We start from the raw sequence: 22087 nt of genomic DNA on the forward strand, positions 1-22087 counted from the left end.
ACATCAACACTAGCGTGTTCTGTAGAGATGTGCTTCAAGAGGATTTTTATATGCGTGATTTACATCACATAACAACCTGCTTAAATTGTTTATATTGATAATGATTATCATTATCTATAAAATGAAACCATTACTATTATAACTATTAGGGAGGATTATAGTGAAACCGATCTATATTACCTTAGGGTTTTTATTTTTAGCGCTTGGAGTTATTGGTGTAGTGCTACCGTTGCTACCGACTACACCGTTTCTGCTGCTCGCGACCTTTTTCTTTATGCGGGGGTCCGAAAGGATTCACCAGTGGTTTTCGAATACCTCTCTGTACCAAAAGCATCTAGAGAGTTTTGTTCAAACAAGGTCGTTGAAGCTGTCTACGAAAATCACGACATTGGGCTTAGCGTCAACGATGCTGATTATAGGCTTTATTTTCACCCCTAATGTGTGGGGCAAAACGCTCATCGTCTTGGTCATCCTTTTTAAATATTATTACTTTATATTCCGAATCGGAACAGTGAGAAACGCTGCAGCAAAAATAACACCATCATCTTCACCTGCACCTACTCCAAAAAAAAAGTCTAAAATGGTCGACAGCCGTCTGCTCGGTCTAGTGGAACATTCTCGAAAATATATCGTATGGGGTGTGCTTGTGCAGTGGATCGGTCTTTTGGGGAGTATAGCCGCTGTGTTGTCTATGGCCTTTGTTATGCAGCAGGCATGGGAAGGACAAGTGACTCGCAAGCTGATTCTATCTATGACGGTCATTGTTATTGCTGCTATTGCAGTTCGCTGCCTGAGCAATTATGCAGCCAGTATGTTATCCTATCGTGCTTCGGTAAATGCTAAAAAAACGCTGCGCTCGCAAATTTACAGCAAGTTGCTGAAGATAGGGCCCGCATATACAGATCATACCTCCACCTCGGGGGTTATTCAGGTTGCTGTAGAAGGGGTAGAGCAGCTTGAAACCTATTTCGGTAGATATATGCCTCAGCTATTTTACAGTCTGCTTGCCCCCGTAACGTTATTCATTACCCTCTCTTTTGTCAGCTTCAAAGCAGCCATTATACTATTGATCTGCGTTCCCTTAATTCCAGTGTCGATCATTGTCATTATGAGGATGGCTAAAAAGCTTTTTCGGAAATATTGGGGTAGTTACGTCAATTTGGGCCACAGCTTTTTGGAGAATGTGCAAGGTCTGACTACGCTCAAAATGTACGGAACAGACCAGGATAAACATCAGGAAATGAACACAGCAGCTGAAGATTTTCGCAAAATGACGATGAAAGTGCTGACTATGCAGCTTAACTCCGTGGCCATTATGGATCTTATCGCATTTGGTGGTGCCGCTGCGGGTGTACTGGTCGCGGTAAGCGAATATTCTTCTGGACGAATTGGCTTGGCAGGAGCAATCATCATTGTTTTGCTGTCGGCAGAATTTTTTATTCCTCTGCGTCTTCTGGGTTCTTACTTTCATATCGCCATGAACGGAATGGCTGCAAGTGACAAAATATTCCAAATGTTGAGCACAGAGGACCTTATCCAAGGACAAAAAAGCATAGAAACCACAGATATTCGTCTGGAACAGGTGAGTTTCGCCTACGACGAAAGAGATACCTTACGAAATGTATCCATGGATATTCCCCAGGGCAGCTTTGTATCCATTGTTGGGGAATCAGGCTCTGGTAAAAGTACGGTAGCCGGATTGATTGTTGGGCATCACGAGGGGTATCGAGGAAGCCTGACGATTGGAGGAACCGAGCTTACCGATATTTCGGAAGAAAGCCGCATGCGTCATATGACCTGGATCGGTTTTAACAGCTATATTTTTAAAGGCACCGTGGAAGCAAATTTAAAAATGGGCAATGAGCACGCGGATGAGCAACACATGCTGGAAGCTTTGCGACAAGTGAAGCTGTATGATTTTATCCTCTCAGAAGGAGGTCTGGAAGCAGAACTGGAAGAGCAGGGAGCCAATCTGTCAGGAGGACAGCGCCAGAGGCTAGCACTAGCCAGAGCATTGCTACATGATAGTCGTGTCTACATTTTTGACGAGGCCACCTCTAACATTGACAGTGAAAGTGAGGAAGGCATTATGGAGGTTATACATGCGCTGGCAGGTCAAAAAACAGTGATTCTTATCTCTCACAGACTGGAAAACGTAGTCCAATCCGACTGTATCTATGTGCTGCAAAACGGTTTGGTGGCAGAATCCGGGACGCACCATGAGCTGTTGAGCCAGCAGGGGCATTATGCGGAGATGTATCTCAGTCAACACCGGGTAGAGCAGTTTGGAAAAGGAGGGGCTGTATATGCGTAGACACGGATTACGGATCATGGGCCAATTATTGGTACTGGCGGGACCTCTTTTACCTGTGCTGCTCATCACGATTGTTACAGGAGTGCTTGGTTTTGTTTGTGCTATTGGCATTATAGTGTTTGGAGCCCTGGCTCTGCTTACAGCAACGGGCATCACGACAGGCTACACCCTATCGTTTTTGCTGACAACGATCGTGGTTTGCGCCGTACTGCGCGGGGTATTCCGTTATGGCGAGCAAATGAGTGGTCACTATCTCGCTTTCAAGCTGCTGGCTGTACTACGTGACAAGATGCTTCAAGCCCTGCGAAGACTCGCTCCAGCCAAATTGGAAGGCAAGGACAAGGGAAATCTGATCTCACTCATTACAAGTGATATTGAGTTGCTGGAAGTATTTTATGCGCATACGATAGCTCCTGTTATGATTGGCATCATCACCTCACTGCTCATGGTGTTTTTTATCGGTTCTTATGAGCCTCTGCTAGGCTGGCTTGCTGCGCTTGCTTACATAACCGTCGGTTTGTTTATTCCCCTACTTACGACACGTATGGGCAAGCGCCAAGGGATGGAATACCGGAGCAGCTTCGGCCAGCTGAGCAGTTATTTTTTGGACAGCTTACGTGGGATGAAGGAAATTGTGCAATATGGGCAAGGGGAACAACGATTAAATGAGATTAACCGTCGTACGGATCAGTTGGATGCCAAGCAGAAGGACTTAAAGCATCATGAAGGCATCACAAGAGCCATCACAGATGCGGCTGTAGTTGGATTCTCATTCTTGATGCTGCTGGCTGGATTGTACGGTATGTCTAATGGTCAGGTTGACTTTACAGGTATGCTGATTTCTGTCATTGCCCTGTTTAGTTCATTTGGTCCGGTCATCGCACTGAGCAATCTGTCCAACAATTTGCTTCAAACGCTGGCGAGCGGGGAACGAGTGTTGAGTCTATTGGAGGAAACTCCGGAGGTAGAGGAAAATATCGACGGGATGAGTGTCGCCTTTACTGGGGCACGAGTAGACAAGGTGACTTTTTCATACGATGGTCAAACGGTGCTGAATGATGTAAGTCTCATGATACCGCATAAGCGGATTTTAGGCATTCAGGGTAAAAGCGGCTCTGGCAAGTCTACACTGCTGAAGTTGCTGATGCGATTTAGGGACCCGCAGCAAGGTGAAATTTTGCTATCCGGACACGATTTGAAGGAAATTGGAACCCGACATTTGAGAGGCTTACAGAGCTATGTCGACCAGCATACGTTCCTGTTTGATGATTCCATTGCAGCTAATATCAAAATCGGAAAGCCTGATGCTACACATGAGCAGGTGGTGGAAGCAGCACGTAAGGCATCCGTGCACGATTTTATTATGACCTTGCCTCAGGGGTATGACAGCCGAGTTGGAGAATTGGGGGACAGGCTGTCTGGTGGAGAACGTCAACGCTTGGGGCTGGCCAGAGCCTTTGTCCATGATACGCCTCTCTTACTGCTCGACGAGCCTACCAGCAATTTGGACAGCCTGAACGAGGCGATTATTTTAAAATCGTTAAAGGAACAGCAGCAAGATAAAACGATTGTCCTTGTTTCGCACCGAAGTTCTACCATGCGGATTGCTGATGATATTTTTCAAATGGATAATCGAAGACTGTCCTGACTTTTCTAACTATTGTTATATCCTAAGGGCAAAAGTTGTAGCCTGTTCATGGTATTGTCATAAAATGGAGTGTGTGTTGAAATGGAAGCGTCATCCTTGTTTAAATCATCCAGCTTTTCAAGCTTGTCTTATTTTGATAGCCTATTAGGTAAAGATTTTATAAAATCCTAAGGTATATTGACAAGTCATAAACATCATAAATGATGGATGAACAGAGGCTGTAAGCCGATGTACAGAAATGGGTGGTGAACAGAAATGTCAGATTTCAATCAGCTTAAGGAGCTTGAGCACACAAAATATCCCATATATGAAGGCTATGATTTGGGTCTTACTTATACGCCTGCGGGCACCAAGTTCAAGGTATGGGCCCCGACTGCGAAGCAGGTCCATATAGCGTTGTATAGCGATGCGGGGGCGTACGATCAGGAGGGGAACGTTCAGGAGCACGGCGGGGGTCAGGAATTTCTCATGATCCGTGATGATCAAGGGGTATGGTCTATAGAGCTGGAAGGTGACTGGAACAAATATTATTACATGTACAGGCTGGAGTGGGCGGACAACACTGTTCATTATGCTGCCGATCCATATGCCACAGCGGTATCAGCCAACGGGCAACGTACAGCGATCATTGATTTGGCTCAAACCAACCCGGATGGATGGGAATTGGATGCGGGGCCTACCCTTAAGCGGCCGACGGATGCCATTCTCTATGAGGTTCATGTGCGTGATTTTTCGATGGATACCCATTTTAATACAGGGAAAAAAGACTTATCTGCTGCTCAGGGACGGTTTGAGGCCTTTACGTATACGGGATTGAAGGATCCTGAGGGGAACAGTATCGGGCTGGATCATCTGCTGGAACTGGGCATTACACATGTTCATTTGCTTCCAGTAGCTGATTTTCATACGGTGAATGACTTTGCGGAATTAGATACTGAATATAACTGGGGCTATGATCCCCAGCATTATAATGTGCCGGAGGGGTCTTATTCTTCCAATCCGGCTGATCCGGAGGCACGTATACGAGAGCTGAAACTGCTGGTACAGTCTTTGCATTCTGCCGGCATCGGTGTCATTATGGACGTTGTATACAACCATACGTATTCGGTGGAACAGGGGCCATTTGAGCCTGTTGTACCTGGATATTATTACCGCACGGATGAACAAGGGCAGCTCACCAATGGATCAGGTGTAGGCAATGAGGTGGCAACCGAACGTCCGATGGTGCGCAAGTATATCAAGGATTCACTACGCTATTGGGCAGAGGAATATCATATAGACGGCTTTCGATTTGATCTGATGGGTCTGATTGATACACCAACCGTGGTGCAGCTTACGCAAGAACTTCGCTCTGAAGTGCGTCCAGATCTGCTGATCTATGGTGAGCCTTGGACGGGAGGAGAATCTCCACAACCCTTGCTTACGCTAAAAGGAACACAACGGGACAAAGGCTTTGCTGTTTTTAACGACAACTACCGTTCTGCTATTAAGGGGGATAGCGACGGTACTGGAAGCGGGTTTGCCACGGGGGCAGAACATCAGGAGGAGCAGGTGCTCAAAGGTGCTTTTGGGGCTATTCATGATTTCACAGCTCAGCCATCGGAGACCGTCAATTATGTAACTGCCCACGATAATCTCAATCTGTGGGATAAAATTTTGACGGTAAGACATTTGCGGGAGCACTGTCGTTTTCCACAATGGGAGCAGGGGAAGCCACAGGATGGGAGGACACCTGAACATGCTGTTGCCGAAGCAGATCCGTATGGGGAACTGGATGAAAATAACCTGCTAGAGGACGAAACCGTGCGCAAGTCCCTGTTGGCCAACGGCATGGTACTCACATCTCAAGGTATTCCTTTTATTCATGCAGGGGATGAACTGTTGCGCTCCAAATATGGAGACCACAATAGTTACCGGAGCTCAGATGTGGTCAATGCCATTCATTGGGATAACAAGGCGAGGTTTCGCCCCGTGTTTGATTACTACCAAGGCTTAATTGCTTTGCGACGCAGCCACCCAGCATTCCGAATGGACCAACGTGAGCTGGTGGAGCAGCACATGGAAGTGCTGCAAAGCAGTGGGCATGTGGTGGCCTTTGCTTTGAGGCACCATGCTAACGGCGATGCCTGGAATCATATTGTGGTGATTTATAACGGCTCGGATACGGAGCAGACGATAGTATTGCCTGCGGAATCGGATCGTTGGCATGTGGTCGTGGACGCACACGGGGCTGGTAATGAGACACGGTATGAAGTCGTAGGCCATCGTGTAACTGTATCGCGCTGGTCAATGATGGTGTTATATGATCAGGAAGAACCTGCACGAGTCTCCTTTTTGACTGAACAAGATCAGGCTAATCGTCAGGCGGAGAACGAATTGGAAGACTCGGATGAGGGAACAGATCAAGAAATTGCAGGTACAGCCATGGCTTTGACAGATGTGCAGCTTGGAAACGATAATGAAGTCGCTCCATTTCGTACGATTGAACTGATCTACGAGCGTACGGATCGGCAATACACTGGCTGGAACGTATGGGTATGGGGAACTGGGCATCGCGACGGACATGTCGAATTTCGGGATTTGGATGACGGTCGTGCAATAGCGCGTATTCAGGTGGCTCCTGATATACAGCGAATTGGCTACATTGTCCGGCTTAATCACTGGGATGCCAAGGATGTTGAGGCAGATCGATATATTGATATAGACCAGAACCAGTCTGTGATGCAGGTACTGATTCATAGTGGCAGAGAAGAATATTTGTTACTGGTAAATGATAATCGGGCCGGTTAGACTTGCGTGCTTGGTTGCGTATATACACAAAAATAGCATTTTTCGATCATTTCGAGAAATGCTATTTTTTTATGCAAACGTGTGTCAGTTTCAGAAAAAAGGGGTAAAATAGAATTATGGACTTGTTTAGTTTTGCCAGCTAGCTGGCTTACATCCTGTAGTACGACTGGTAAACAGGCAAGATTCTTGGAGGAAAATCATTTGTAAGGTAACCTGAAGGAGGTTGTATATCATGAGTTCTAATGGAGGAAGTATTCAACTGACCGCCCAGCCGAGAACAGAGAAGAAGGGTTCGGCCATTCGTGGATTGAGGTTAAAAGGACGGATTCCAGCTGTGGTTTACGGCTCTGAGCTTGAAGGAACCCCTGTACATGTCGATGCCAAGGAATTTAATAAAGTAGTCAAAACCGGACGTTCAGAGGTGTTTAACCTCACAGTAGAGGGTGGAGAAACCATTCCAGTTATTATTAAAGATTATCAACAGCGTGATAACCAATGGTTGCATGCCGACTTTCTGAAAATCTCCAAAAACAAACCGCTTCGCGTGCGTGTTTCTATTGATTATCAGGGTACACCTGCAGGTACAAAAACAGGCGGTATTCTGCAAGTTCAGGAAACGGAAGTTGAGGTCGAAGGTCTTCCGGCTGATTTGCCATCTACCATTGAGGTGGATGTATCCGCGCTGGATGTTGGCGACAAGCTGAGCGCTAGCGACTTGAAACTCCCTAAAGGAGTAACACTGCACGTCCCTGAAGAAGAACTGCTTGCTTCTATTATCGTTCCACGTGCAGTTGAAGTAGAAAATGCTGCTGTGGAAGGTGATGCAGCGGCAACCGAAGGCGCTGAAGAGGCTTCTGAAAACAAGGAATCCTAATATTATCAGTGGTACATGAACCTTTTCCAATTGCAAAGATCATCAAAAATGAATTCAAAATCGCTCCCTGTCAGGGGGGCGATTCTTTGCATTCATTTATTTACAATTACATACTCTTTCCCTTTAAGAGTTGTCCTGTTGTAATTTGACGATTAAAGGGAATGTGGAGTGTTTGCATGATTTTCATTCACTACGTGTTCTGATATGACGATATATAAAGTATGGTATTTACATTTTTATTTTATAAATACCTAATATATATTCTAAGGAGCGCGTACACAATCATGGACAGAACGAGTGAATTGTTGTGGCAAAGAAACAAATTGGTGATCATTATTTTTTGGATTATGGCCTTGAGCGGCATCGTCCCGGCATTATCTAATCCCTCGATGTGGGTATCTAATGGTGTAGGATTTGTAGTCGCGGCAGTTTTAACGATCCTGAATGTGAAAAAGAAAGGAATCCGCCTTATTCCGTGGATTACTACGTTTTTTAGCGTATTAATGTGTATATTTTTGAACTTATCTAACGTCGAGGTAGGGACCACCATATTAATTTGCTCTTTGTTTTTGCTGTATCCGTCTTACCGGTATTTTCTGGTAGCTATGACCTTAAATCTCTGTAATATATTTGTGCAAATAACAATCGGTACGCCCCCAATTCCCCCGGCTACCGGTTCTTTGCGCTATGTGCATGAGTTTATTATTGTTTTACTCATTGGTTTGCTACTGTTAGTGGTATCGGTGTTAAATCAAAAGCAGTTTAAGAAAAGTGAAGAGCAAAATAAAGATATCGATGCTACAAGGCAACGAATTGAATTTCTGTTTGAGCAAGTTAGACAAGCAGTGGCTGGATTGCATAGCTTTACAGAACGATTCAGGAATCAAGTAGATGCGACGGGCAGCGTGACAAATGAAGTCGCTATCGGATTTCAGGAGGTTGCCAAAGGGGTAGAAATGCAAGCTTCGAATATCACCGAGGTTACGGATAACTTGGCTCAATCTGACCAGCACGTGCGAGAGGTAGCTGATCATTCCCGAGAACTGAAGCAGCTTTCCGAAGATACGAAAAATGCCGGGGACAGAGGGAGCAGTCAACTGCTTGCATTGACGTCTCAAATTAAGGATTTGGGTCAAGTCATGAGTCGTACCAAAGAAGAACTGGACGAGTTTAGAGTACAAAGTGATAACATGTCTGCCATGCTTAAAGATATTACTCAAATCTCGAAACAAACTAATTTGCTGTCCTTGAATGCATCCATTGAGGCCGCCAGAGCGGGAGAGCATGGAAAAGGATTTGCCATCGTAGCTGGCGAAGTGCGTAATTTGGCTGAAATGGTAGGGAACACCTCGGTGGCGATGGAAGCTATTTTGACTCAACTGAGAACTCAGATGGATTCTGTCGTAAGCCAATTTGACATGGGACAGCACAGGCTACAGCAAAGTATGGAATCGGCACATTCGACCGAAATTGTACTGGAAGACATCCTGCAAAACGCCAATAAAGTGCTGATGCAGGCCGTGGATGTGGAAAACAGTACGAATAGCATGCAGCAGTATTCATCTCAGGTTGTTCAAGAGATGACGGAATTTTCAAGTGTAACGGAACAGGCGAGTGCAGCATCAGAACAAATTTTGGCTGGAGTAGAGGAACAACGAAATATAACCTCCAATATGGTGACCGGGTTTAGTGAGCTAGAGGCGTTGATTATCCAATTAAAAGAACTGGTACATGATCAGAAGGAGTACAACAGTCCTACCGAAATCAGCAAAAGCAAATAACCGACAAGCTTCTTCATCGGACTAGAGAGCCGGGGAGTATCGCTATCAAGCGGTACTCTCCGGTTTTTTTCTGCGTTTGAAGAAGGGAAATGAAGAAGAGGCGATTTCTAGAAGCTATAATTAGATGGAAGTTGATGGTATAATTTGTGGCAGTTTAAATGCTTTGTAACTAAGGGGGGATAAATTCTTATGGAGCTTAAATATTTGTTATTCGGCGTGTTGAGCCTATTGGGTAGCGGAGTGATATATACGATGGAGCGCTTTATAGCGGTCATTCAATGGGCTGCGAATTCCGTACCTGTTAAATTGAATAGTTCGGGCATTTCTATGTCAGAACCTGATATGCCGAGTTTTATTGACAATATATTTGTTATTATTTTATTCGTATGTGGCTTGATGATACTTGGGTATGGTGTGTATGAACGACGTACACGATAACATAAGCATATTCGTTTTTATTTGGGAGGAACGCAGGTGAACGCCTTGTTGGAAATGCTGATGCAGCTATTTGAGCGCGCAGCGTTGTTACTGATTTGTTTATTTTTTATTACACGTATCCCCCGATTTAAGGAAACCTTGCAAAAGAACAGTCATTCTCCGGCAGAGCTGGCCATACTAACATTGATTTTTTGCATGTTTGCACTGTTCGGCACCTACACCGGGATTGAAGTTGAAGGTTCGCTTGTTAACGTTCGAATCATAGCAATTATGGCAGGCGGTATTTTGTTTGGACCCTGGGTTGGGATCGTTACAGGTATTATATCGGGTATCCATCGTTATCTGATTGATATCGGGGGAGTGACCTCGATTCCGTGTCTGATTACGAGTATTCTGGCAGGTGTGGTGTCAGGATACATCGGCCGCCGGGTCAATCGTTCCAAGAGATGGCTGGTCGGTATCGCCGCAGGTATGGTCTGCGAAGCGTTGACGATGCTGCTCATTATGGTGATGGCACAACCCCATAGCCTTGGAGTGGACATCGTTTCCAAGATTGGTCTACCGATGATTATCGGAGAAGTCAGTATCGGTTTAATCGTTCTGTTGATCCAGAGTGTGGAGGGGGAAAAGGAGAATATCGCGGCCAGACAGGCCAAGCTGGCACTGGATATTGCCAATAAGACGTTACCTTATTTTCGCTCCATTAATGCCGAATCCTTGCATACGATTTGCTCGATCATAAAAGAAGACATCAAGGCAGACGCGGTGGCGATTACGGATACCAGAGATGTGCTGGCCTATGTCGGTTTTGGCGAAGAGCGTTATCACATCGGAGATGAGATCATTAGCGATGTGACTAAATCGACGATCCGCAGCGGTAAAATCACGATCCGCAATCATATTGCAGACGATAAAACACCCCAAATCCAGTCCCTGCTCATTATCCCGTTAGAGGAGCGCGGAGAAGTAACCGGAACGTTGAAGATTTATTATCGCAAAGCTTATAAAATCACGTATCCGTTGCAGACGATGGCGATTGGCTTGTCTCAAATCATTTCCACGTTAATGGAAGTATCGCGTGTGGAGCAAATTAAGGAAGCGGCGAATAAGGCCGAGTTAAAGGCACTCCAGACTAAGATCAATCCTCATTTTCTGTTCAACGCGCTGAACGCCATTGCCTCGACGACACGCACCAAGCCGGATAAGGCACGAGAGCTGATCATTAATTTATCGGGTTATCTGCGCTATAATTTGGAGCTGAATGATGATTTGATTGAAATTCATAAGGAGCTTCAGCAGGTGTCTGATTACGTAGAAATTGAAAAAGCACGCTTCGGCAACCGGCTTCGGGTAGAGTATGTAATGGATGAGGTGTCTGTGCGTATTCCAAGCCTTATTATCCAGCCCCTGGTTGAGAATGCGATTAATCATGGAATCCTCAAGAAAAAGGGGGCAGGTACAGTAACCATTTCTGTAAAGGATCGTGGAGAAAAGGTGCGTATTTCTGTGGCAGATACCGGGGTGGGTATACGCGATGATGTTGTGGATAACCTGTATCATGATCGGGTTCCGGCTAAACAGATCGGCTTGTACAATGTGCACAGACGACTCAAGCTTATGTACGGCGAAGGAGTTATTATTCTCAAGCATGAGCCGGGCACCGAAGTTTATTTTGACATACCAAAGGAGAAGTCATGAAGGCCATAATTGTAGAAGATGAACTTCCGGCGCGTGAAGAGCTGGAGTATCTTATTCAGACTCATAGCAACATTGAGGTGACCGATAGTTTCGAGGATGGGCTAGATGTGTTTCGGTTTCTGCAAGATCAGGAGACGGATGCGATCTTTCTGGACATTAATATTCCTTCATTGGACGGGATGCTGCTGGCACAGAACATTAGCAAATTTGCCAAAAAGCCCTATATTATTTTTACGACCGCCTATAAAGAACATGCGGCGCAGGCTTTTGAACTGGAGGCGTTCGACTACATCCTCAAACCCTATGATGAAAAACGGATCGCATCTATGCTGCGTAAGCTGGAAAATGCTTATGAGCAGCAGAACGTTCCAATACAGGAGCCTGTCCAGACGGCGCAACCCCGAGCTGCTGAAGCCAGCACCGTTGCTGCGCCAGGTCGTATTAATCTGCTGAAAAATGACAAAATCATCGTAACGGATGCGAACGATATTTACTATGCGTGTGCGCAGGAAAAGGTGACCCGTGTCTTTACTAGGCACGAAGAATATACGATGCCGATGAGCATTTCAGAATTTCATAGCCGGTTGCCGCAGCAGGACTTTTTCCGCTGTCACCGATCGTACACAGTTAATCTGTCGCAGATCCGTGAAATTGTACCTTGGTTTAATCATACGTATCTCCTGCGTTTGCGTGGACTAGAGGCTGAAATTCCAGTAAGCCGTAGCAAGGCCAAGGAATTTCGGCAAATTATGCGACTTTAAAGGCATTTCATTCCGCTATATGTGCATTTCATTCCTCAAACGATTTCTGGCTGACATGCAGGGTTATAATAACCCGTGTAGAGAGAATCCTTACAGACTTGCTCCTCCTCAGGCGCAAAGTATACTGGATTCCCGGTTATCATAATCACAAATTGACGCTGTAGAGCCGGAATGAAAAGAGGAGATTGAAATGAAAACAAACAGCGGAAATCGTTGGCTTGTCGTACTTGGAACAATCATTGTCCAGATGGGATTAGGAACCATTTACACATGGAGTTTATTTAATCAACCGTTGGTGGACCGCTTTGGCTGGAACCTCAGTTCGGTTGCCATTACATTTTCAATTACCAGTTTTGCACTGGCGTTTGCTACCTTATTCGCAGGCAAACTACAGGATAAATGGGGACTACGTCGTTTGATTTTGTGTGCAGGTGTCGTGTTAGGAGCAGGGCTCATGCTCAGTTCACAGGTAACTTCGTTATCCCTGCTATATATTTTGGCGGGTATTGTCGTAGGTTTTGCGGATGGAACGGCATATATTACATCACTTTCTAATCTGATTAAATGGTTTCCTGAGAAAAAAGGACTTATTTCCGGTATTTCGGTTGGGGCATATGGAACAGGCAGTCTTATATTCAAGTATATTAATGGTTCGTTGATTCAGTCCGTTGGTGTATCGCAAGCGTTCTTATATTGGGGAATGATCGTGCTGATCATGATTGTGGGTGGTTCTTTCCTGGTAAAAGAAGCTGTAGTCGTGAACAAGCCTTCGGTACAAAATGGGGTTGTACAGCGGGACTACACCGTTAAAGAAATGCTGCGCACCAAGCAGGCATACCTGCTGTTCGTCATGTTCTTTACCGCTTGTATGAGTGGTCTATACCTGATTGGAGTCGTCAAAGATATCGGCGTACGGATGGCCGGCCTAGATGTAGCAACAGCCGCGAATGCGGTCGCTATGGTCGCTATTTTCAATACGGCAGGTCGGATCATTTTAGGTGCGCTATCGGATAAAGTAGGTCGTCTGAAAGTAGTAGCGGGTGCTCTATTAACAACGGCGGTTGCAGTTACAGTGCTGAGTCTATTACCGCTGAATTATGGTTTGTTCTTTGCCTGTGTAGCAGGAATTGCTTTTTGCTTCGGCGGCAACATTACAGTCTTTCCTGCCATCGTAGCTGATTTCTTCGGTCTGAAAAATCAAAGCAAAAACTATGGTATTGTGTATCAAGGCTTTGGCCTCGGTGCGCTGGCGGGATCATTTATCGCAGCCTTGCTCGGCGGATTCATCCCGACCTTTACCACGATTGCGGTGCTGTGTGTCGTATCGTTCCTAATTGCCCTCACCATTCGCACTCCGGAACAAGGTAAAGGCAAACTGCGCAGTGAACGGAAGAAAAATACGAACAGTGTGCGTAGCATGAAGCCCGGAACAAAACTGGGTTAAAGGATTTGAGAAAAAAGGACCAGATGAATGCCAAAAGACCTGTCATCATTTCTCTGTGGGAGATTATGGCAGGTTATTTGTTTTTCCAATAATCTATTTTACGGTATAATAAAAAGATGTGTAATAAGCCGATATATACAAAAGACATAAGCTAAGAACCTGACAGGAGGACGAGTCATGATCGTGGATACAAGCGGGAATCTGCTTGCCCGCAATACGAAGCTGCGAAATACATATCAAATTCGAAGCGCCTTGTCCCGCAGTGAGCTGGCCATCGTGTATACGGCAAGGCTGTTGGATAACCGAGAAAAGGTCATTGTGAAGGAATTTTTTCCGAATGCACTGGCTTTGCGGGGGATGGATCGAAAAACGGTCACTTGCGGTGCTTCTATGCAATCCAAATACGTGGAGTTTATGCATTATTTTTTGCGTGAAGGGCAAATGTTGAAGGAGTTAAGTCACCCGGGAATTGTCGGTTATATAGATCACTTTGAGGAAAATGGAACTGCCTATCTGGTCATGGAATACTGTGCAGGCAAGACACTGGATCGAATGATGAAAGAAGAGGCTGCGCCAACGTATGACCCCACTTTTTTGTACCATACGCTGCTACCTTTAATTGATGCCATGGAGTACATTCATGACAAAGGAATTATTCATCGGGATATTAAGCCGGGCAACATTATGATTGGGGAAAATGGCAACGTCAAGCTGATTGATTTTGGTTCGGCTGTGCATTTTGAAGGCAAAGAGCATCCGATTTTCACCACGGCGGGCTATTCTCCGCTGGAATTTTACTCTAATCGTTCGCAGCAGGGACCTGTGTCGGATATCTATAGTTTGGCCGCTACGCTGTATTATTGCCGAAAAGGAACACCTCCGCCAGATGTGCCAGGCCGATTATTTGCAGATCATGCTGAGCGGATTCAGATTGAAAATGCGGGACTTTCTCTGCTGCCGTATGTCATTCGGCGTGGTCTGGAGGTACAGGCTAACAAGCGCTGCCGCTCACTTCGATGGTTTAAAGCCGCACTACGTGCGGAATATTGGATAAAAAAAGGGAAGCGCCCTACTCTTACGGTTCGTTAATCGTAAGAGACGGCGCTTCTCTTTTTTTACGTTGTGACCGACATTATCCTGTCGGAGCTTGGATATGGTCGGTGTACACTGAAGTATTTGGTTTAATCGCTTTGTATCGCAGCTCGATTTCAGTGACACCATCCTCGAATGTAATGTACAGTTTGTCACTGTACTCCATGACCGCTTTTTTGTTGCGAGCTAATCTGATCTTTCCATGCTGTAAGGCACAGCGTGTATCATGTTTCACGATCAGGCTCCCTTTTTTACCTGCGGAAAATAGGATCCGTTCCGCTTCTGGCAACGGTTCGTGAACGTCAAGCGTACGGAACAACTCCTGCAAGCTGACCTTACGACCCGGAAAGGAGGTGAGCGGCCAGGATTTTACCGGAATCTCCTGCCCACTTGCTGTAGCGAGAAAATATCCTTCGATTCTTCCGGCAAACTGCGGCTTCGGCCGCAAGAACCAATACAGAAGAGCGGCTACCACGATACTGATGGCTACTGTCCATTTAATGGCTGTATACCGAGATTGTACGGTAACGGTTAGTGTAGCGCTGCTGGATGCTCCTTCCGGATCGGTGGCAGTAATCTTTAGCTGAGAGTCACCTGTGCGGAGCTCGGATAGCAGCAGATCATTACCGTTAATCTCAGCATGGATCGCATCCCCAGAGGCTTCTGAATCCAACTTATAGTTCAGCTTGTCATGATTCGGGTCAACAATAAAATCCGATACACTTCGACGGGAATCACCGTCTTCTTTCACCAGGTGAATCGTCAGGTCTTTTAAGACCTGTGGCGCTGCATTGGCCGCGTGAACTTTATGTACAGTTCCCTTACGGTACCATTGCGGACTATCCAGAGATAGCTGCCATGTATAATCCCCGGTTTGAGGGAACGCATATTCGGTATGGAAGGCTCCTGACTTATAGGTCATAGGCACCTTTTTGGCTGTGCCCCCCTTTGGAGTAACAATAATATGGGCTTGGAGAGACGTATATACGGCTTCATCCGTAAGCTTTTGACTGTCGGGTAACAGGAGCTGAGCTTGAAACGGTGTGGCTTGACCTTTCAGCAACTGCACAGGCTTGTCGCCATGAGTTGCCGATGCTTGCTTTCCTCCTATGGTTGCTTCGGCTTCCAGTCGGTAGCTGCCAAGTAAATTGATTTTCACCAAATCCCCGCGTATGCCCCGTAGTTTCAACTTCACTTTGCCTGCCTGTGGATGCTCGATTTTTAAAATCGCATATCGGCTCGACTTGTACCTGCGGACATTTTCTGAATTGGAATATAGCTGTGTTTCCAGAAGGGGATGCTCCGACAAAAGCACCAGATTAGCTTCCTCCATACTGGAATCAGGTAGAGTTACAGTTAATTCCTGCATCTCGCCAGTGGTCGTAATTGCAGCAATTGGAACGAGCTTGGAGCGAATTTGACTGGCGAAAATACGGTTCAGAATTTCCGGCAGATCCTCGGCACTACTCGTAATAAAAGAAGCTCCACCCGTTTGAGAAGCGATCCGTTCGAGTTCTTGTCGGTTCACTGTGCCATCATGGTTCAGACCAATCGTGTACACCGGATATCCTTTGGTCTGTGCAGATTTGATGACAGAGGATACATCGTTATTGGAGTCACCTTTGGATCGGGAACCAGAGGAGGCACCAAAATCAGTCTCTCCATCGGACAATAGAATCATAAAAGGCTGACGCCCTTGGGATGCTCCTGCCGCTAGAAGCTCTGAGCCTTTGCGCAACCCAAGTCCCAAATCCGTATAACCGGAACGGTTAAGTGTTCTGATTTCCTGCTGGATCTGGGATTTTTGTGCTGCTACGGCAATCGAAGTCAATGGTTTCGAGGCGACCACGTGGTGATTGTAGGCAACGAATCCGACGCGTGTGCGGTCTGCATCACTCAAATCCATAAACATATTGATGACTTCGGCGGCAATGCCCTCAGGATCGGTATCCCTCATGGAATAACTGGTATCCAATACAAAAACGGCATCATAACCCTCGATCGGGACAGCACCTAAAGATGCTGCATTAGCCTGATTTACAGTGCAAATGCCCCCATTTAAGCCCATTTGTAAAAATAGTACAAAAGTCATGAAAACGGTAATTCCTAGTTTCCTTATTCTGAACATAAGCTCCTCCATCGCCGAGGCCAACATGGGGGATCAACTCTCCTAATCCTTGGGATATAAGGGATAAAGGATCAAAACAGCTGATAAACCTCACATTAGCCATGAATTTGATTCTTTTACGCTTATCAGAAATATCCAATGGACTTCTATCGGTAATTGAGTTCCATTTGTGAATATTTCCCTGAAGAAACAGGTCTAACATATCATGAAAATTACGTATTCACGCATAAAATGAGTCAAAATGCCCTGTTTCAATCTGAGACTACAGAAATTGACAAAACTGAAGGGTGCTTTGTATGATAGCTCTCGTATCAACGGCAAAAATTGGGATTGAAGTTAGGAATACGAAATCATAAATTTAAAATTTCTGTGTTATCTGACTTTGTAATTCTAGAAACACATCTCATTTGCATCCTTTGTCGTTAAAAGCCGAATAACGCTTCGGACCGATTTTCGAGGTTACATGCCTGTACCGTAAATGTGGTATAAGCTCAATCCTTTGACGAATTTAAATGTTAAGTAGGGGGGAGGAGGCAAAAGAACTAAAAATGAGTATTCGTCCGTTTCAAATTGGACATCCCGTGTCCGTATATGGAGCAATGGACCTATAACTCATACTTTATTCATTTGCCGACAGCGATGGAAATCATTTATCAAACCAACCGGACAATGCTTTTTGAAGAGATTAACCCGGAAAAGCTGGACCTGATCACCATAGTAGGTGATGTGAAGGGTATTGACAGCTTGAGCGATGAGAAGATCAAGGAAATTAATCAGCACCTTCTGGTGCGCAGCTTTGACGAATTTTTGGATAAGTTTTCGCCGACCGTGTATTCGTTTTTTAACGCGGCCAATCAAAAAGTCGTCTACACCCTTAAAAAGCCAGAAGGAATTGATGAGGATAGCATTTCTGAAATTCGTGTAAATCAAAGTAATGACTTTCTGAAAATGTTGTTTACGCTCATCGATACCAAGCGGAGTCAAGGAATCACTAATGTAGATTTCAAATTTGAAAATCTGCTGGATATGATTTCACCGAAAAAGGTCATGGATGATATTCGCCAAGTCCGCAAAGAAATTCACTATATGTACGGTGAATACGACAAGCTGGATGATGGTGACCCGAAGAAACTCGACATGGGGGACAAGCTGAATGGCATGTTCGAGGAAGCGAGTCAAAACTACAACAACGTTATGGCTATGCTTCCACTGGCAATTGAGGACATCAAAACCCGCCTTCTGCTCGGTGGCGCGCAAGAGGAAAACTCCGGTGAACTGATCCAGGTGGGCATGCTCTCCATTGGGGAAAGCGGCGAACTGAAAATTATTGAAGCGCCGAAGAGCGACAGCACTGAGCTGATGTTGTTGGATGAGAACAGCACTGGCGATCTCTCTCAAGTATTCGAAGAAGATTATAACTCTATCACAGATACGCCTTCTGATTATGTGAAGGATTTGGTAGTTCGCACGTTTGTGCCACTGCCAGCTGTTCAGACCAAGGTGGATACAGCAGTTGAGGTTCAGAACTACAACACGTATCTGGAGTTCTATAAAAATGCCAAGGACGATTTCGTAAAGGCGGTTAAGCCGCTTGTGGAAAAAATTCTCGGTGTCAAAATGTTCTTCGATCAATATGCAACGAAGAGCAAAGGCATGCTGCCGACAATGCTGGTGGCGAACAACAAGCTGGACATGCTGGTAAAAAGTAGCAATATTCCGCGCCTGGAAACGTACCTGAACACTGTGAATGCTAAGAATGAATTCAGCGACACGATCTGGTTCGGTATCGTTCCATCCGTCGAGCTGGAAGCAGCCGGTAAGGTAAAGGTTTCACGTGAACGCTTCAAGGGCAACGAGAAGGTCGTTAAGCAGGGCGGAAATTCTATGGAATCGCTCTCGATGTTGCTGCAAGTCGTGAAAGATTACAAAATTCAAATGTTCTTTAATTTTGAATCCGGTGAAGAAACGACTTTCAACAGTATGGCAACAGCAGGCATCGATAAATATGTCGATAAATGCGCCAGTCTCGTTCGCAGAGAATATAGCGAATTTGCAATTCCTTGTGTACCGAACTTTACGATTATTCCGAAGGACAAATCGGGTGTCATTATCGACAGCAAAATGCTACAGACCGAAGATGGTGTACAGCTCTCTAAGGAGAAAGAGGATATTCTCAAGCTGTGGATCGAGGGCGTTTATGTAGGTGCAGCCTACGTTGCCGCCGGCTTGGTTGCTTCCTATCAGTGTCCTGAATACCTGCGTGAGACGTTCAAAACGGTCAATAAGAACTTCCCTGGCGTACGCTTCGACATCGAAGCAGGAGACAACAGTCTGCGCACGGTAACGACGATGGCCAAGGAGATCACCGGTTTCACTAACACGATCAAGGATGCCATCAACCGTAAAAACTTCGGCTTTGTATTTTCGTCGGAGAATGCACAGATCCAGGATAAGGATATCCGCCGGATTACCGTCTACAAGGCGAGAAGCATGGCGATGTCCGAGGACGGTTTTGACTCCATCTACAAGACGCTGGTCAGCACGTATATTGAACGTATTTTGCGCTACCAGACAGGGGACTTCAAACACGAGAATATCGTCCGTTTCTTCAGTAACAATCCGAGCAGTCAGAAGAGCAAGTGGCTGAGCAGCAGAGGATCTGTTAACTCGATCATTCAGGACGGAGACGATATGAGCTTCATTATTGATGAGAAAAGCAATATGTGCCATATCGACCTGGTCTTCAATGGTAATGTGAAGAACCTGGAAGTCATGATCACTAAAGGAACCAGCTCGGTCAAATCATGATCCGAGTCCTACGAAAGATGTTAGAGGCGTTTCTTTCTAGAACCGCCTTTATACATAAATCGCGAAGAAGCTCTGCTTCTTCCGCCATCATATTACCTAATTTCAAGGAGGCAACACACATGGGATTCAGATTGAAAGTAGAAGGACAAGAAACAATTGAGCTGGGCTTGGATAACATCCAAACGGTTATTTATGACACCGATACACCGGACGATTCCAATGCACGCTCCACTGACGTAGGCTCCACGCTGCGCATCAGCGGCAAAATCATCACAGCAGTAGACGGTGACAGCGCGGATGACACGCTGAAACTGGCTTTGTGGTCTCTGGTTCCTGCTGAAAAAGCAGACAGCTACCGTAAAGTAACATTGGAAGTTATCGCAGCTGATCAAGTTGTGCGTAAAATCCACTTCCCGAATGCTTTCGTTGTAGACTACAACGAGCATTTCGGCGACACAGAAGGTGTAGGTGCATTTACACTCTACATCAAACAAAAGAAAGACAAAACCGAGCTGGCTACAATCGACGGCGGATATCCGGTTTAAGCTTAACGTCTTCACGTTAAGTGCAGCTTAAACACACACTCACCCGGCACACAAGTGCAGGGTGGATAAATATTAAGAGGCCTACGGGTCTCTTAATATTTATTTTTTTCGGAGAGGGGAACATCACACAATGACTAACTACTATGAGCTGCTCGGTGTCAGCCGGGATGCTTCGGAGGCAGAGATTAAGCAGGCTTACCGTAAACTGGCCAAAAAGTATCATCCTGATACCAACCAGGGAAGCGAGGAAGCAACGCGCAAGTTCAAGCTGATTCACGAGGCTTACAATACATTGCGTGACGAAGCATTGCGGCAGGCATACGATGCCGAGCTCATCCGAAAAACCGAGGGAGCTGGCGGGAAACAGCAAGAGAGAGGGAGAGGGGATACATCTTCCGGCGGTGCGCGTACGGCAGCCAGAGGATTCAATCCGGCTGATATAGGAACTGATTTTGAGCAATTTTTTGGTTTTCATCCGAAAACGAAGGAAGGCTCACCAGGGAAAAAAACGAAAAAATCCGGTGATCCGACGGATACCTCAGCGATGTTTAACCAATTTTTTGGTATTCGTAAAAAATGATGATTTCAGGATAGAAATGGGGGAAGCAAGCAGTGAAAACGGCGCAGAACAGATGGGTTTTCATCATAGATGTTGCCATGTTCGGGCTGATGCTGGCGATCGCCTTTTATGTGTTTAATCGTACAGGCTACAGCGGTTTGAAAACCGTGGTCGCGACAGGTATTGGAATCGGCGTGCTTGTATACATACTGCGCAATCTGGTGTCCGTTGTACCTGTGGCCAAGTCAAGGGCACAACGTCAGCGGATTGCCAAGCTGGTGTTGATTGATGAAGAGGGCGAGTCCATTAAAGAATGGTATATCGAAGGCGAAACGTCGCTCTTAATCGGCAAAACGACGTCACGTTCGGAGGCGGATATTGATTTGGCAGGTACAGATTATGCCTCCCTGGTAAGTGTGGAACATGCGGTACTCAACCGGGTGAACAGCGACTGGTTTGTGGAAGATGTGGATTCCGGTAATGGTACAGGTTTGCGGTCTGCCAACGAAAGTGTAACCAAGAAATTGGAAAGCGGTGAGCCATACCGGATTTACTCAGGTGACTTGTTATATATTGCCAATACAAGGGTGCTCGTTAAATAGATGAGGATGCTGCAAAATCCTCAGATCGCTGAAAAGACAATCATGACAATGGGGGAAGGAACCGACTATGAGTTTGACAAGATGCCCGAACGGACACATGTTCAGTACACGAAAGCACGGAAATACGTGTCCTTATTGCAACACGGTAGTAAATATAGCTGCACCCAAGAGCGCGGAGCCAGCAGCGAAAACAAACGTCGCGGGAGATAATGACAAAACAATGCCGTATTTGGGTGAGACGGTGGGGATTCATCCGGTAACTGGATGGCTGGTATGCATCGAAGGAGCACAGGTGGGTCAGGACTATCGCATTATGGCGGAGAAGAACTTTATCGGGCGCGCAGAGGAAATGCATGTCCGCATTATCGGGGACAACACGATTTCTCGCAGAAATCATGCGGTTATTGTGTATGATCCGAAGAAACGCAACTTTTACTTGCTGCCAGGCGATTCATCGGGTTTGGCGTACCACAATAACGAGGCGGTATATTCACCAGCAGAGCTGGCTGCCTATGACGTGATTCAGCTGGGACACAGCAAATTTATCTTTATCCCGCTGTGTGGCGCCCATTTTGAGTGGGATAACGAAAACTAGGATGGAATTG

The 22087-nt window shown here is 45.8% G+C and carries 16 protein-coding genes; 15 read left to right on the forward strand and 1 reads right to left on the reverse strand.

Annotation, left to right across the window (positions count from 1 at the left end):
- Positions 1 to 160: 160 nt before the first annotated feature.
- From ACWA2B_RS15780 to ACWA2B_RS15825, 10 genes are all read left to right on the forward strand, one after another.
- Positions 161 to 2314 carry a DUF454 family protein gene (locus tag ACWA2B_RS15780; protein ID WP_208332641.1) on the forward strand — a complete coding sequence of 718 codons (2154 nt, stop codon included), beginning with the start codon at positions 161 to 163 and terminating at the stop codon, positions 2312 to 2314.
- Positions 2307 to 3962, forward strand: a complete 1656-nt coding sequence (locus ACWA2B_RS15785) for an amino acid ABC transporter ATP-binding/permease protein (protein WP_449292376.1) — start codon at positions 2307 to 2309, stop codon at positions 3960 to 3962. The genes ACWA2B_RS15780 and ACWA2B_RS15785 overlap by 8 nt, the downstream gene beginning before the upstream one ends.
- Positions 3963 to 4217: 255 nt before the next feature.
- Entirely contained in the window at positions 4218 to 6752 is a 2535-nt protein-coding gene (gene pulA, locus ACWA2B_RS15790; RefSeq protein ID WP_449292377.1) for a type I pullulanase, read from the forward strand.
- Between the two features lie 232 nt (positions 6753 to 6984).
- A complete protein-coding gene (locus ACWA2B_RS15795) occupies positions 6985 to 7626 on the forward strand; it encodes a 50S ribosomal protein L25 (protein WP_029515690.1) in 642 nt (213 codons plus the stop codon).
- A 284-nt stretch (positions 7627 to 7910) separates the two neighbouring features.
- A complete protein-coding gene (locus tag ACWA2B_RS15800; protein WP_029515689.1) occupies positions 7911 to 9407 on the forward strand; it encodes a methyl-accepting chemotaxis protein in 1497 nt (498 codons plus the stop codon).
- 189 nt (positions 9408 to 9596) lie between these two features.
- Positions 9597 to 9845, forward strand: a complete 249-nt coding sequence (locus ACWA2B_RS15805) for a hypothetical protein (protein ID WP_449292378.1) — start codon at positions 9597 to 9599, stop codon at positions 9843 to 9845.
- Between the two features lie 36 nt (positions 9846 to 9881).
- Positions 9882 to 11543: an ECF transporter S component gene (locus tag ACWA2B_RS15810; protein ID WP_449292379.1), complete on the forward strand. Its 1662-nt coding sequence runs from the start codon at positions 9882 to 9884 to the stop codon at positions 11541 to 11543.
- Positions 11540 to 12304 carry a LytR/AlgR family response regulator transcription factor gene (locus tag ACWA2B_RS15815; protein WP_029515686.1) on the forward strand — a complete coding sequence of 255 codons (765 nt, stop codon included), beginning with the start codon at positions 11540 to 11542 and terminating at the stop codon, positions 12302 to 12304. The genes ACWA2B_RS15810 and ACWA2B_RS15815 overlap by 4 nt, the downstream gene beginning before the upstream one ends.
- A 190-nt stretch (positions 12305 to 12494) precedes the next feature.
- Positions 12495 to 13748, forward strand: coding sequence for an L-lactate MFS transporter (locus ACWA2B_RS15820; RefSeq protein ID WP_029515685.1), 1254 nt, complete (start codon positions 12495 to 12497; stop codon positions 13746 to 13748).
- Between the two features lie 177 nt (positions 13749 to 13925).
- A complete protein-coding gene (locus ACWA2B_RS15825; RefSeq protein WP_029515684.1) occupies positions 13926 to 14837 on the forward strand; it encodes a serine/threonine protein kinase in 912 nt (303 codons plus the stop codon).
- 43 nt (positions 14838 to 14880) lie between these two features.
- Here the strand turns inward: ACWA2B_RS15825 and ACWA2B_RS15830 are convergent, their stop codons facing one another.
- Entirely contained in the window at positions 14881 to 16968 is a 2088-nt protein-coding gene (locus ACWA2B_RS15830; RefSeq protein WP_449292380.1) for a vWA domain-containing protein, read from the reverse strand.
- A gap of 639 nt (positions 16969 to 17607) precedes the next feature.
- On the opposite strand from ACWA2B_RS15830, the gene ACWA2B_RS15835 reads away from it, so the two are divergent.
- The 5 genes from ACWA2B_RS15835 (at position 17608) to ACWA2B_RS15855 (ending at position 22077) form a co-directional block, all read left to right on the forward strand.
- Entirely contained in the window at positions 17608 to 19776 is a 2169-nt protein-coding gene (locus tag ACWA2B_RS15835) for a hypothetical protein (RefSeq protein WP_023989860.1), read from the forward strand.
- A 119-nt stretch (positions 19777 to 19895) separates the two neighbouring features.
- On the forward strand, positions 19896 to 20321 hold the full coding sequence (locus ACWA2B_RS15840) for a hypothetical protein (protein WP_013311475.1): 426 nt from the start codon (positions 19896 to 19898) through the stop codon (positions 20319 to 20321).
- A 130-nt stretch (positions 20322 to 20451) separates the two neighbouring features.
- A complete protein-coding gene (locus tag ACWA2B_RS15845) occupies positions 20452 to 20901 on the forward strand; it encodes a DnaJ domain-containing protein (RefSeq protein WP_449292381.1) in 450 nt (149 codons plus the stop codon).
- 32 nt (positions 20902 to 20933) lie between these two features.
- Positions 20934 to 21482, forward strand: coding sequence for an FHA domain-containing protein (locus ACWA2B_RS15850; RefSeq protein ID WP_029515681.1), 549 nt, complete (start codon positions 20934 to 20936; stop codon positions 21480 to 21482).
- Between the two features lie 67 nt (positions 21483 to 21549).
- Positions 21550 to 22077 (forward strand): FHA domain-containing protein, encoded by a 528-nt coding sequence (locus tag ACWA2B_RS15855; RefSeq protein ID WP_028542470.1) that lies wholly within the window; start codon positions 21550 to 21552, stop codon positions 22075 to 22077.
- Positions 22078 to 22087 lie beyond the last annotated feature (10 nt).

It is taken from the genome of Paenibacillus sp. CMM36 (assembly GCF_053570945.1).